The sequence below is a fragment of the Virgisporangium ochraceum genome (genome assembly GCF_016863655.1).
In the GTDB taxonomy this organism is placed as follows: domain Bacteria; phylum Actinomycetota; class Actinomycetes; order Mycobacteriales; family Micromonosporaceae; genus Virgisporangium; species Virgisporangium ochraceum.
Genome location: NZ_BOPH01000036.1, coordinates 1 through 13,641 on the forward strand (window position 1 = coordinate 1; position 13,641 = coordinate 13,641).

At 68.2% G+C, this 13,641-nt stretch carries 7 protein-coding genes; 1 reads left to right on the forward strand and 6 read right to left on the reverse strand.

Going from position 1 to position 13,641, the window contains the following annotated elements; genetic code table 11:
• Positions 1 to 13: 13 nt before the first annotated feature.
• Positions 14 to 169, forward strand: a complete 156-nt coding sequence (locus tag Voc01_RS14880) for a tetratricopeptide repeat protein (RefSeq protein ID WP_275423721.1) — start codon at positions 14 to 16, stop codon at positions 167 to 169.
• Between the two features lie 626 nt (positions 170 to 795).
• Here Voc01_RS14880 and brxL read toward each other — a convergent pair.
• From brxL to Voc01_RS14910, 6 genes are read right to left on the reverse strand one after another with little or no spacing between them, the layout of a single operon-like run.
• Positions 796 to 2,877 (reverse strand): BREX system Lon protease-like protein BrxL, encoded by a 2,082-nt coding sequence (brxL, locus tag Voc01_RS14885; RefSeq protein ID WP_203928000.1) that lies wholly within the window; start codon positions 2,875 to 2,877, stop codon positions 796 to 798.
• Between the two features lie 16 nt (positions 2,878 to 2,893).
• A complete protein-coding gene (gene pglZ / locus Voc01_RS14890) occupies positions 2,894 to 5,392 on the reverse strand; it encodes a BREX-1 system phosphatase PglZ type A (protein WP_203928001.1) in 2,499 nt (832 codons plus the stop codon).
• Positions 5,385 to 8,921 carry a BREX-1 system adenine-specific DNA-methyltransferase PglX gene (pglX, locus tag Voc01_RS14895; RefSeq protein WP_203928002.1) on the reverse strand — a complete coding sequence of 1,179 codons (3,537 nt, stop codon included), beginning with the start codon at positions 8,919 to 8,921 and terminating at the stop codon, positions 5,385 to 5,387. Before pglX ends, pglZ begins: the two co-directional genes overlap by 8 nt.
• Positions 8,921 to 12,385, reverse strand: a complete 3,465-nt coding sequence (brxC, locus tag Voc01_RS14900; RefSeq protein ID WP_203928003.1) for a BREX system P-loop protein BrxC — start codon at positions 12,383 to 12,385, stop codon at positions 8,921 to 8,923. Before brxC ends, pglX begins: the two co-directional genes overlap by 1 nt.
• A gap of 5 nt (positions 12,386 to 12,390) precedes the next feature.
• Positions 12,391 to 12,987 carry a DUF1788 domain-containing protein gene (locus tag Voc01_RS14905; protein ID WP_239160202.1) on the reverse strand — a complete coding sequence of 199 codons (597 nt, stop codon included), beginning with the start codon at positions 12,985 to 12,987 and terminating at the stop codon, positions 12,391 to 12,393.
• Entirely contained in the window at positions 12,984 to 13,610 is a 627-nt protein-coding gene (locus Voc01_RS14910) for a DUF1819 family protein (RefSeq protein ID WP_203928004.1), read from the reverse strand. Before Voc01_RS14910 ends, Voc01_RS14905 begins: the two co-directional genes overlap by 4 nt.
• Positions 13,611 to 13,641 lie beyond the last annotated feature (31 nt).

The following is a 13,641-nucleotide window of genomic DNA, read 5'->3' on the forward strand; positions in this document are numbered from 1 at the left end:
GTCGCGGAACAATCTGGCCTACGCGTACCAGGCGGTGGGGCGGCTGGAGGAGGCGATCGACCTGTACGAGACAGCGCTAGCAGTGTGCCAGCGGGTGCTAGGGGACAAGCATTCCCTCACAAGCGCCATCCGAGCGAACCTAAACGCCGCGCGTCAGTCCGGCCCGTGATCACGGCGTGGGGCAACTCGTGGTGCGAACTGTCGTCGGCTGGTGCGGCCACTGTCGCATGAAGCGGGCGTTCGTAATGCCGTCGGCGCAGGTAGAGGGCCATGTCGGCGTAGTGGCCGTCGCTCATGATCCCTCGGTCGCGGGTTCGAACCCCGCCCGCCCCACGGCAGTTGACCTGCGGTGGCCTGGCGGCCGATAGCGCCGCTGACAACGGCGATGTCCTTTGCCTCGTGGCGGTCGACGAGCTATTCGAAGCGGTAGCTGACGAAGTCCGGTCGAAGCTTTCCTCCCGTGTGAAGACGAGCCTGATGTCGTGCCATGCCGGACTCGAAGCGGGCCGTACCTCGACCTGCTTGATCCCTCGTCGGTCCTCGTCCCTTGTGGCACGGACTGACTGCCCGCCGGGACGGTGCGGCCGGGCTCTCATGGGTCGCGCAGAACGACAGGCGCCGACTGCCTGCCGACGGGGGATGTCGGACCGGCCCTCCGACCGCCGAATGTTAAGGGTAGTTGCACAACGACTCAATGTGATAGAACCCATTGGCCGCAGCCAGTGGGTGTTCGATGCGCCGCGGCGGTCGGGTGCGGACCGGCCGATGATGCGACCAGTCGGAAAGAGCCCGGCGCTACCGGTCCTCGCGGAGGTAGGTGACGCCGAAGCCCTTCACCTCCCGGTACCGCTGGTACTTCGTCGCCAGGTCGAACGGGCTGTCCGACGTCCGCTGGAAGATGTCCAGCCCACGACCGAGCACAATCCTCCACCCCGTGTCGGTCGTGATGGAGCGGTCGTGCACGGACTGCGGCGCCGCGAACTCGACGTCGACGACGATTCCGAGTACGGCGGCGCTCTTCTTGATCTGCAGGAGGTACTCGTACTGCTTCTGCAGCCGCTCCGGCCCATCCTGGTTCTCGACGGTCACCAGCTTCAGCACGACCTCGTCGGCCGGGTCCTTTCCGCTCGCGATCCCCTCGACCAGCTCCATCAGGTTCCTCGCCTGGTGGAACATGCGCACGTACGGGTCGACGAGTGTGATCTGCGAGGCGCCCCGCAGGTAGGGGACGAGCAGCGCGTCGAACGAGACGCCGCGCTGGCCCTCCTGGTACTCCCGGTGACCCTCGAACAGCACAGGTTCCGCGGAAGGCGCGGTACCGGGATCCGCGCCGTCCGCGGAGGGCGCGGCACGGGGAACCGCGCCGTCCGCGGAGGGCGCGGCACGGGGATCCGTGCGGTGGTAGTGGGCGGGATACTCGTCCTCCTCGCGAGTGGTGACGCCGTGCCAGGTGCCGTCCGTGTCGAGGTAGCCGAACCGGACCTCGGCCATCGTGGAGTCGATGCGCAGGATCTGGTCCTTCACGCGTTTGCGGCCTTCGATCGCGAACCGCAGGATCTCCTCGATCTCCTCGCGGGTGGCGCCGCCGCCGGGGTGGAGGATCTTCATCAGGCCCGAGAAGGTCTTGTGGACGCCGTCCCGGTCGCGCGTGGAGATGTCCGACGACAGCGTGAAGTGCTGCCGGTAGCGGTCGGAGTGGTCCTCCGGTCGCATCGACCTCAGCACCTCGGCGATGTAGTCGACGACGAAACCGTAGCCGTTGGAGAACATCTCGCCGCGGATGATGTCGACCTCCCAGCCCGGGATGTAGTGGTGCAGGCGGTCGAGGTAGGCCGGGTCGTGGTAGGCCTCCGGCAGCTCGTCGAACAGGTCGGAGTTCTTCAGCATGTACGGCACGGTGTGCGAGGTGTTGCCGACGAACACCATCGAGGCCTCGGCGCCGAGCGTCTCGACACCACGCGAGAACGACCGGTTCGCCATGTAGTTCTTCATGATGTCGACGAGCGCCCTGTCGGTGCGCTTCTTCCTGCCCGCGAACTCGTCGAACGCGACCACGTCCCAGTAGCCCACCAGGCCGATGCGTCCGTTGGAGTTGTTGACGAAGAGCTTCGGAACGGTGACCTCGCCGCCCGAGATCAGCATCCCGTGCGGCGAGAACTCCGAGTAGATGTGTGACTTGCCGGTCCCCTTGGGCCCGAGCTCGATCAGGTTGTAGTTGCGCTCGACGAACGGGATGAGCCGCACGAGCTGAAAGAACTTCGCACGCCTGCTGAACAGTGCGGGATCGAAGCCAATGGACTGCAGGAGCAGGTCGATCCACTCGTCGGTGGTGAAGCCGCGGCGCGCGTCGAGGTACTGCTCCAGGTCGAACGTCGACAGCTGGATGGGCTTGATCGAGCCGAGGTTCCAGGGCACAGTGCGCTGGTCGTCACCGTGGAAGTACTCCAGGTCGCAGATGCACCAGACGCCACCGACCAGGAGCTTGGGATGGGCCTTGACGGTGGGCGACCCGACGACCACGCCCTTGACGCCGAGGTTGGCGAACTCCGCCTCGTAGACGTCGGCCCTGTCGTTGAGGGTCACGGTGACCTTGTCGATGATCCGGTGCCGGCCGCGCTCCTTGATTGTCGACTTGACCAGCTCCGACTCGCCGCGGTGCACGTAGTGCTCGGCGAGGATCCTGCGGACGGTCTCGATGCCGGCCTCGATGGTGGCGTGGTCGTCCGAGGCCGCGTACTGCCCGAGCAGGTACTCGAGGACGTACGACGGCACGATCGCGTTGCCCTTGACGGCCTTGACGAGGTCCTTGCGGACGACGACCCCGGGAAACAGGCGGTTGATCCGGGAGTCGAGGTCGTCGGTGTCGGGTGCGCTCATCTGATTCCCCGTGCGTTCAGAAGTCGAAGTCCGAGGCGAACGAACGCTTCAGCGTGTAGATCGCCTTCGCGTAGACACGCCACTGGTTGGTGTTGGGGATGCGCTCCTCCAGGCGGAACTCGACCGCGCGGTTGTTGAACTCGTTGGCGTCCTGGCTGAGGAGCATCTGCGCGCTCCGGTACCGGTCGCGCTTGTCGGCCGAGGTCTGGTCGAAGGTCAGGTGGACGAGGTTGGAGATCAGGGTCCCATCGACGTAGAGCCCGGCCCGGACCGTGCGCGGCTGCACCTTGTCGGTGACCGGCTCGGACTGGAACAGCCGGACGACGACCTGCCCCGTGGTGATCTTGTCGGACTCGGGCCACACCTCGACGTTGACCGGTCTGGTGTCGCTCCTGCGCTTCTTGTTGACGACCAGCACGGGGACGACGACCTCCTGGAGCGTCGCCCCTCCGTGCACGAACCGCGATCCGCCGCCGGCCAGGCGCAGCCGGTGGATCGACTTGGGGATCTGCACCTCGAGGTCGCCCCGGAGCCCGAGCTGGGCGGCCTCGAACCGCGCGAAGGCGTTGTCGGCCTTGAGGCCCCGGCCCAGCACGTAACGCCGGTTGACGACCCTGATGTCGTCGCCCTGCGGATGGGTGGACAGGAAGAACGTGTCGCCCAGGGCGTCGTCCTGGAAGAGGAAGCCGTGGTCGGCTGTGACGAAGATGTTCGTGGCGTTGGCGCTGGCCAGCTTCTTGACGAGGTCGACGATGTCGCGCAGCGTGTCTTCGACGGCCTCGAACACCTGCCGTTCGGTGCCGGGCTTGTCGCCGGTGGCGTCGATCCGGTTGTGGTAGACGTACATGACCCGGTTGGCCCTGTAGAGCTCGCGCCGCTCGTCGGCGTTGAGGGCCTTGAAGTCCTCGGCCTGGATCGCCACCCCGCCGACGCTCTCGAGCACCTTGCCGCGCAGGGCGGTGTTGTTCGTCGGCTGGTCGTCGGCCAGCACGGTCTTCGCGTCGGGGGAGTGCGTGAGCGTCGAGTGCGGCAGGAGCGCCGCCATTCCCAGCTGCGTGTAGCTCGGCACCATCCCGAGGACGGCGTCGAGCGTCGCGTCGAAGCGGTCCTCCTTCCGGATGCGTGACCCGAGCTCGTCGGCCACCTCGTAGCGCAGCGCGTCGGAGATGATGACGACGGCCTTCCTGTCGCCGTCGCGCACGAGGGGGTGTACGTAGCCGGCGTAGAAGCCGGTCTGCGGGCGGAAGGTGTCCGAGCGCCACCGGTCGACCCGGTCTACCTGCTGCTGCCAGGCGTTTCCCAGCCCGTACACGAACCTGGTGGTGTACCGCTTCTCGATCTGCTCCCGCAGCGCCTCCAGCGGCTTCGGGTACTCGGCCGTGCGGGCCGCGTAGACGAACTGCCGGTAGAGCTGGTCGATGCGGAACCACTCGCGGCGGTAGCGCTCGATCCCGTCGTCGAACGACTGCATCGCGAGGTCGAGCGAGGCGAGCTCGCCCAGCAGTTCGGAGGCGCTGGCGATGGCCGTGTAGAGCTGCCGGTAGCCGTCGATCCACACACTGCTCTGCCGCGCGCGCACCACGTCTGCGACCTCGCGCGGGGGGACGGTCTGCTCGGCCACCGCGCGCGCGAGGTCACTGATGATCTTCTGGTCGGCCTCCTCGAACAGGTCGACCCTGACCAGATCGCGGAAGCTCGCGTCCTCGATCGTCGACGCGTAGCCGAGGTCGCGCGCCGCCCGCCTGGCCAGCGTGGCGAGCGCCTCCTGGCTGCGGCGGTCGTTGCGCAGGCTCGCGAAGTCGAGCTGGATGTTCTGCAGGCCACCGGCCCGGTCGGAGGTGAAACCGTCGATCGCCCGGCGGAAGATCCACAGCACGAGATCGTCGATGCTCGGCGACGCCGACGCGTAGCCGTAGATGCTGGCGACGCCGCGCCAGTAGAACTCGTCGAGGCCGTGGTCCGCGAGCGCGTCGAACTTCGCCCGGAGACCCCGGGCGTTCTCCATCAGCAGCGTCCGAGTGATCTCCAACAGGCTGTGCGACTCCTTGAGGCCGATCAGCACCGCCGACATCTTGGCGCGCAGCTTGACGGAGTCGTCGTCGGGGCTCAGCCGGTCCTTGAGGCTCTGGACGCGTCTGGTGGCGTTGAAGAACTTCTCGTGGGCCCGGACGACCTCGTCGATGCTGGCGCCGGCGAGGCCGAGATCCCGCGCGATGAGGACAGTGCGGTCGGCCGTGAAGACCCCGTAGGCCAGCTCAAGGTCGAGCAGCCAGTTCCCGATGCCCGTCGGCACCTCACCGGAGCGGTAGACGAGGAACCGGCCCGCCGGCTCCTCGTGCAGGAGCCGGTTCCTGATGCCGAACTCGTTGTTGGCGACGCGGATCGTCTGCACACCCGGCAGCGCGAGGTCGTCCAGGTCTGCGGCGTACTGACCGTCGGGGTCGTGCCAGAAGACGACCCGGGCGCTCTCGAACCACCGCTCCAGGTGCGGGCGGACCGTGGCGGCGTCACCCATCGCCCGCCTCCAGGCCGGGGATCCTCTTGAGCGCGGCGCCGAACCTGGCGTAGTTCACCTTCACCCCGTCGTCCAGATCGATCGGAAGCTGCCGGGACGCCAGCGGATACAGGACGTCGTGCTCGTACTCCTCGAGTTCCAGCAGCACCTTGCGGAGCCGGTCGGCCTCCTTCTGGGCGGCCGCCTGCTGACGCGGCGTCCCGTCGCCGGCGGCGAGGCGCTCCTGTTGCCGCAGGCTGGACTCCAGCTTGGCCCTGAACTCGCGCAGGTACTCGTTGAGCACCGTCGAGACCGTGGACGGCGTGTAGCGGTGCAGGTAGACGAGCGCGTTGAACGAGCCCCTGCTACTGGAGAAGAGCCAGTAGATCGGGCGCTTCCGGTACCGCTGGACGTGGTCCTTGTAGAACGACTTCACGAAGTAGTCGCGGATGTTCCTCACCCCGAGCGACTCCGCCACGAAGCGGAGGTTCTCCTCGACATGCCGGTCGCCGAAGGTGACCCGGAGGAACTGGCGGAAGCGCGCGACGATGTCGTCCTCGAACCAGTCGCCGTCGACGACGGGAATGACGTTGTCCTCGTCGGGTGCGAAGGTCGGAGCGGGCACCCGGGCGAGGTAGTCGCGCAGCGTGGCGCCCTGATCGGCCAGGATCAGCCCCGGCTCGTCCAGACTGTAGCGCCCGAAGACGCAGCCGACGGCGTAGGACACCAGGTCCTTCACGACGTCCTGCCGGAACAGCGCCGCACGCTCCGCCTCGGGCCTGCCGGCGTACCTGAAGGCCGTGTTGCGGGTCAGCGAGACCCGGTCGAGCGGAACCTCGCACCGCACCTCGTGCGCGAGCCCGTAGAGCTCCGCGACCGCGCGGTTGTTCGCCTCTTCGAGCGACTGCTGCCGCAGCGACAGGCCGTCCCAGCGACGGCAGTACCCGTCGACGGCATCGGCGACCCGCCCGCCGCCGCTCAGGAACGACGGCGACGCGAAGTTCCACGACGTCTCGGACTGGTCCCAGTCGAGCTTCGAGGTGGCCCGCAGCTCGGCCACCGAGGCGAGCACGTCCTCCGGCGCCGTGGCGTCGACGATCGGCAGGCTGCCGACGTCTTCGGCCACGAACGACATGGTCGGCGACTTGGCCTGGAGGAGCGCCTGCATCAGCGACGAGTTGCAGATGCTCATGATGAGCGCGGCCTGCCGTTCGGAGTCGACGAAGACGGCCTTGGCGGCCGAGCCGATGACGAAGCCCTCCGGATAGCCGCGGAACGCGGGCGCGCCGGACGAGATCTTCGACCACGAGATCGAGGAACGGAAGTAGAACTGGGGACTGCGCACCGTCGACCTGGGGCGCTCCGCGAGGATCTCCTGGCCCCCGTTCTGCCAGTTGATCAGGTACTCGTGGTTGCCGTACCACTTGCGGTACTCGCCGCCCTTGTTGAACGGGAACCATCTGGCGCCGCCGGCTCTGGCCGCGGCGGGGGTGGGCGCGCTCAGGTCGCACGACCGTCGGGCCACCTCCCACCACAGCCGGGTGAACCGGTCGGCGTCCGAACTGGACAGTCCCTCGCGCAGTTCGGCCAGCTCGCCGAGGGGACGTCCGAGGGCGAAGGCCCGCCGCATGTCCTCCGAGAGCCAGTAGACGATGGGCGTGCCCGGGATCAGCGAGAAGCTGTCACCGGGTCGCCGGTACAGGTTCGGCGCGTCCCCGGTCGTCGCGGCCGCCGCGGCGGCGAGCATCGCCCGCGACTTCTCGGCCTCGGTCCGGCCGTCGACCAGCCGCAGGTAGGTGCCCTCCTCGCCCGGCGACCTGCCGACCTGCAGGACGAACGCGGTCGTGGACACCACGGCCCCGCCGATCGAGTCGAACGCGCGCTCGCCGAGATGGGCCATCGCCGCGGGCGGCGAGTGCCGGAGGACGAGCGTGCGCAGCTTCTCGAAGGACGCGAGGAACATCCACGACTGCATGGTGACCATCGCGACCCGCCCCGAGCCGCCGGCCAGCCGGATACAGACCTCGATGAACATGGCGAACAGGTCCGTCCTGCCCGCCGGGTAGTGGTCCCTCGCGAACCCGGTCATCAGGGTGCCCATGTTTCCGGCGCCCATGTACGGGGGGTTGGCGATCACCACGGCGTACTCGCCGGACAGGACGGTCGCCTGATGCACGACCCGCCGCGCCCGCTCGACGACGTCGGCCGTCACGAGGTCAGGGCCGCCGTCGCGGTCCGGGTCGCCGTCGAGCTGTGCCAGGTGCCGCCCGAGGTCGGCCGCCAGGGCGGCGTCGGGCCGGATCAGCGACCCCAGGAGGTCGGCGTGCTCGAACCGGTTCCAGAACGCCGTCTCCGCGGCCCGGTCGCCGTCACGGGTCAGCAGGAGGTCGATCGCGGACGGGGCGAAGCGGACCGGTTCGAGCACGCACACGTTCGGCTCGATCCGCTTGCCGAAGAAGGTCCGCTGCCGCGCCCGCGCCTTCATCGTGAGGGCGAAGCCCGCGAGCGCACCGGCGCGAGGGTCGATCTCCACGCCGAAGAGGTTGTGGGTCAGGATGAGCCCGGGGATTTCGGCCGGCGCGTAGCCCTCCTCCTCGTAGATGGCGTACAGCAGGTCGAAGGCGTACGTGAGCATGTGGCCCGACCCGCATGCCGGGTCGATGACCCGCAGCTCCTCGGGAGTGCTGATCTTGAGGAAGTCCGCCTCGTCGTGGACCGGGGCGATGTAGAGCTCCATCCGGTCGACCAGGCGCGACGCGGGACGGTTGAGCATCCACAGACGACCGAGCGAGTTCTCGACGAGATAGCGGACGATCCAGTGCGGGGTGAAGAGCTGGGTGGCCGCGGGGATCTCGTCGGCGCCGGCCTTTCTGTTCCGCTTGAAGCCGGCGAAGACCTCGTCCTTGCGCTCCGAGATGTAGAACTGGTACAGCCAGCCGATGACCTCGGCGTCCCGGCACACGTCGGCGGTGAGGACCCGGACGGCGCGGTTGAGGATCGAGTCGTCCGCCAGCAGGTCGGCCGGGATGAGCAGCTCGGTGAAGTCGCCCTCGCGCTCGAACATGAACGGCATGGCGCGGTTCCAGTGGCGGCAGTGCTCCGCGAGCAGCAGCGCGTAGGCCTCGCCCTGGGGGTCTTCGCTGCGCCGGGTGCCGTTGAGCAGAGCGGTGACCGTCTCGCGGGTCCTCGTGCCGACGACGGCGGCGTCGATGTAGCCGCGTTTGGCCTCGGCGAGGATCTCGGGCTGACCGGCGGCGACGCCGGCCCGCGGGGAGACGACGCCGGTGCCGGTGTAGCCGTTGGCGTCCATGAACCTCAGGGCGATGATGCGGTTGAACCAGGTGTACGCCACCCGGTCCGCGACCACCGACCTGCCCTGGTCTCCACCGCCCGCCGCGTGTACCGCCTTCTCCAGCGCCTCGACGGCGACGGGCCGCTCGACCCGCTCGGGCGAGGCGGGAGCCAGCACGACGGCGACGCGGGCGCTCACCTCGCGGATGAGCGAGGCGCGGGCCCACGTGGCGAAGTACTTCAGTGGTGCGGTGTCCATCAGAGTGAGATCCGCTTTCCGTCCTCGAGGGCCCGGACGAGCGCGCTGCGCAGGGCGGCCAGGTACGGCGGGATGTCGTCCTCGGTCTCGATGACCCCGCTGACACCGGACGGCGAGATGGTCCTGATCGACACGGTCTGCTTCGGCGCCGGCGCGTCGTCGGCACCGCCCTGCCGCGAGGCGGCGAGCTCGTCGAGCAGGCCGGGGTAGACGGTCTCCTCGAAGCCCGCCCTCAGCTCGCGGATGAGGGCGATCTGGGTCTCGGCGCTGACGCGTGCCGTCGCCCGGTCGACCGTGCCGATCACGCTGTTCCGGGCCGCGTCGGTCGCGTCGGCGTAGAAGGCGCTCGCCTGGAGCTCACCCTTGCGGCCCTCGATCGCGGTGACGGCGTCGGCCCGGTTCGAGGCCACCAGCTCCTCGATCCGGGCGCGCAGCCGGGTGGATGCCTGCTTGAGCTGGGCCATCCGGTTGCCCCGGAACGCGTTCGGGTCCTCCAGCGCGCTCCGGACGGCCGCGTCGTCGCCGGGCGGCAGGTAGCCGAGGTTGCCGCTGTGACGGGTCAGCAGGTCGGCGGCCTCGTCGTAGATGACGCGCTGCCCGCCGCTCAGGAACGCCTGGATCGGGTCGATGACGTTCTCCTTGGCGTCGAGCAGCGCGTCGCCGAGGTCGAAGGCGGTCAGGTACCAGTCGTCGGGCCTGCCGACCACCCGGTCGAGCAGCCCGATCGGGTCGGAGAGCTGGGAGACGAAGGCGTACCTGGTGCCCGCGACGGTGGCTCTCAGCTCGTCGCGCTTGCTCGCGAGCTTCTCGGCACCGTGCCGCGCGAGCTCCAGCGGATCCGTCGGGGCGTGGGACTCGTCGAAGAAGTCGGTGCAGAACGCGCGGAAGGCGGCGACCCTGCGCTCGTCGAACGTCTTCTGCGGGGCCACGACCGTGTGCGCGTGCTTCTGGGTGTTGCGCAGCGCGGCCGGGACCTCGGAGCGCTTGAGCACGTTGCCGTCGACCGTCAGCGTCACCTTCGACGTCCCGACCAGGAAGGCGATCAGGACCTCGATCGAGGCGAGGTCCCAGCCGTAGGGCTTGGCCTGGAAGCCGTCGACGATGGTCCGGACCGTGACCTGCTCCCCGAACCCCTCCTTGCGGATGACGAAGGACAGGACCTCCTCGGCGGGAAGGGTGGTCAGGGCGCCGGCGTCGAACAGGCCGCCGTCGGGGTTCGCGGCGGAGGCGATCTGCTGCTCGCTGAAGGTGACGCCGCCGAGCAGCTTGAGCTGGGTGTAGGTGCGGCTGACGAGCGTCTGGAAGCCGTCGGTCACCCGGGCCAGGGCGTCCTGGGAGCTGGAGGTGATGTCCGCGGCGTTGATGACCAGGCTGGCCCTGCCGACCGAGGCGCGCACCCGCTGGATGAGCTCCTTCTCCCGGTCGATGTTCTGCGCGCCCTTGGAGCGCAGGATCTGATCCTCGATCGCGGAGATCGAGCTGCTCTGCTTGCGCTTGATGTACTTCTCGGTCTTGATCAGCAGCCGCAGGTCCGACAGCACCCGGGCGTCCGGGTCGAGGATGACGCGCAGCTCGTCCTTGCCCGCGCTGTGCATGCGGATCTCGTCCGGCGAGTACGGGTACTCCGGCGAGATGAAGTGGATCGCCAGCTCACGCTGGGTGCCGTGGGCCTGGTCGTCGAGCTTGAAGCCGAACGCGAGGTCCTGCCCGTTCCTGGCGTAGCGGATCTTGTTGGTTCTGATGACGTCGCCGGACAGGATCTTGAACAGGCGGGTGCTGACCTCGGAGTCGTCGTCGATCTCGACGTTCTTGATCTCCTCCTCGATGACCTGTTCCTCATTGGTCAGGTACTCGTACGCGTTGCCGTTGCGCTGGACGTAGGTCTGCGACTCCAGCAGCGTCAGCGCCTCCTTCACCCGGTCGGACAGCGCGGGGAGGTCGAGGCCGAAGCGGTCGTAGACGAGCACCGTCAGGTTGCGCGGGGTCGCCTGGAAGCCCTCGATGTACTTGACGAGGAAGAGCGCCTTGAGGAGCCGGACCGCCAGCGGGTTGTCGAGGTTGCGCTCGGCGACGTCGATCGAACGCTGGGCGGCGGACTTCAGCGAGGCGCGGATGCCGGCGAACATGCTGTCGAAGGTCGCGAGCCGGCCGACCTCGACGTCGCCGAGGTCCTTGGCGACCTGCTGCACGACGCCGAGCATGGAGCGCTCACCGACCGAGCTGTTGCGGCCCTCGAAGACGTTGTGGTCGGAGATCCCCTCGATCGCGGCCTGGAAGAGCGGGAACTGGTAGCTGACGAACGGGTAGGTCCCGACGAAGTGCGCCCCGTCGGTGTAGTTGCGGTAGGTCTTGGCTCCGTCGACGAAGTCGAACAGCGTCTTGAAGTTGGCGCTCTGCTCCGCGTGAATCGTGTTCAGCACGGCCACCCCCGCCTCGTTCTTCTCCAGCAGGCGCTTGCGGATGACCTCCTCGACGTCGGCGCTGGTGAGCTTCACGCGGGTCTTGAACCGGGCCTGGATCTTCGAGAAGTCGTTGCCCTGCTGCCGGGTCCGGTCGCCGATGACCCTCTCCATGTCCTCCTGGGAGGTGACGAACACCCACGAGCGGCCGCCGCACCGGGTGTTGAGCGACTCCGCGATCGTCTGCAGGTTGAGCATGAGCCTGGTGTCCGAGCCGATGAACTGGCCGACCTCGTCGACGAAGAAGTTCAGGCGGACGTTCGGGTCGTCCTGCTTGTCGAGCCAGGTCCTGACCTCGTCGGCGAAGTCCTCGATCGAGACGGAGTACGAGGCGCTGTACTGCCTGATGATGCCGTCGGCCGGCGCGCCGTTCACCTCGGCGAAGGCGCTGTCGATGCTCGGGCCTTCCAGAGCGCTCTGTTCGCGTCCCTGCGACCACGGAATGCCGGCGATGCGCTCGAACGCCTCCCTGAACGCCCGGTACTGGCCGCGGTTGTCCAGGTCGCGCTCGAAGCGGGCGACGTGTCCCTGGTTGCCGTAGTAACCGCGGCTCTCGTCGAAGACCTTGACGAACACCCTCAGCAGGGCGTCGGTCTGGTCCTTGCTGATCAGGGTGGCCTTCTGGTCGATGTTGAACAGCAGGCTGCGGGCCGGGATGCGGTCGGCCTTGTCGAGCAGGCCGGGCAGGAACGCGTCCGGCGTCTTGGCCCGGAAGCTGTCGGAGACGTCGCGGCGCGGGTGGGCCTGGCCCTCGACGTCGCCCAGCAGGTGGGCGAGCATCTTGAGCATGTGCGACTTGCCGGAGCCGAAGAAGCCGGAGATCCACACGCCGTTGGCGTTGGTGTAGGACGTGTACTCCTCGAGGAGGAGCTCCAGCCCTTTGGCGGCCTCGTTCGTCAGGACGTACTCGTCGACCTCGGTGCCGAGGTGCGAGGCGTCGTCGGCCTTGATGACGCCCTCGATCGGACGCTGGATGTCCTTGGCGAAGATCTCGCTGAGCCGCATCCCGCTCACGCCTCCTGTTCCAGGATGTTCTTGGCCCGGTAGTACTGGTCGTCCTTGAGCCGACCGAACAACACCAGCGACGAGCCCAACGTGTCGGACTGCTCGTAGCGGCCGGGGAAGAACAGGAGCATCGGCCTGTCCTTCACCACCGACTGCAGGTTGTTCAGCACGTTGTGCGAGCGGATGTACGGGAACACCTCACCGATCCCGGTGAGGAAGAAGATGTCGAAGTCGCCACCGAGCCGGTCGCGGATCGCCGGGGCGATGTGCAGCTGCGGGTCGAGCATTCCCTGGAGCATCTCGCGGAAGTCGGTCCGGTCCATCTCCGGCTCGGCGGCCAGCACCCGGTCCCAGACCCCCCGCTCCCTCAGCATCTCGACCGACAGGTCGTAGAGGTTGATCTCGAAGACGGTGACGCCCGCGTTCGACAGCCGGTTCTTGATCCGCTTCTTGGCCGCGGCCACGGCGAGGGCGTGCTCCGGCGCATACGGGTAGATGAAGAACGGAACCTCGTTGCCGAGGCCCTCCATCCGCAGGAAACGCCTGCCGCTGAGCACCGTGAACAGATGCTCCTCCTGTTCGTGCAGGGTCTTCGGGATCACCGTACGGGCCCCTCGGTCAGCCGGGTCGGGAAGTACCGCAGGTCGCTCGGCGTGCGGGCGGTCAGTACCGCGGCGACGGGATCGGACAGCACGACAGGCATGATGAGCCCTGCCTCTGACAAAAGTTCGGCCTCCTGCAGCATCCTGAAGACGTTCGACCGCAGCTTCCGCAGCGTCGACTCCGTGACCTGGGCCAGTTCCTCGTGCCACAACGCCTTCGCCCGGACGAAGGTGTCGAAGTCCTCGTGCCGCAGCGTCGAGGCGAGGAGCAGGAACCGCTCCCGCAGGACCTCCTCGGCGAACTCTCCGATGAGCTCGTACCGGCGACAGGCGGCGGCCCACATGAGGTGGGCCCGCTCAGACGCGGTCGCCTCCACGAGCAGCCCGATCTCGTCGTCGGCCAGGGCCGACAGGCGCTTCACGGTCTCGCGGACCAGGCGGACCCCCGTGCTGCTGGTCCGCGCCTGCAGAAGATTTCGCGCGACGGCCTCGTCCCGGACCCGCTCCCAGTCGCGCCGCTCCACGAACACGGGCGCGAGCAGCGCCGCCTCACGCGCGAGGAGAGCGCCCGTCGTGAACGACAGCGCATAGCGCCGGGGCACCGCCGCCAGTGCGTCGTCCATCCGCTCCGGACCCACTCGTCGACCTCGCTCG

Coding starts and splice junctions, on each gene's coding strand:
- brxC (WP_203928003.1), bottom strand. CDS start 12,385: ATGCGGCTCAGCGAGATCTTCGCCAAGGACATCCAGCGTCCGATCGAG.
- Voc01_RS14910 (WP_203928004.1), bottom strand. CDS start 13,610: ATGGACGACGCACTGGCGGCGGTGCCCCGGCGCTATGCGCTGTCGTTC.
- brxL (WP_203928000.1), bottom strand. CDS start 2,877: ATGAGCGCACCCGACACCGACGACCTCGACTCCCGGATCAACCGCCTG.
- pglZ (WP_203928001.1), bottom strand. CDS start 5,392: ATGGGTGACGCCGCCACGGTCCGCCCGCACCTGGAGCGGTGGTTCGAG.
- pglX (WP_203928002.1), bottom strand. CDS start 8,921: ATGGACACCGCACCACTGAAGTACTTCGCCACGTGGGCCCGCGCCTCG.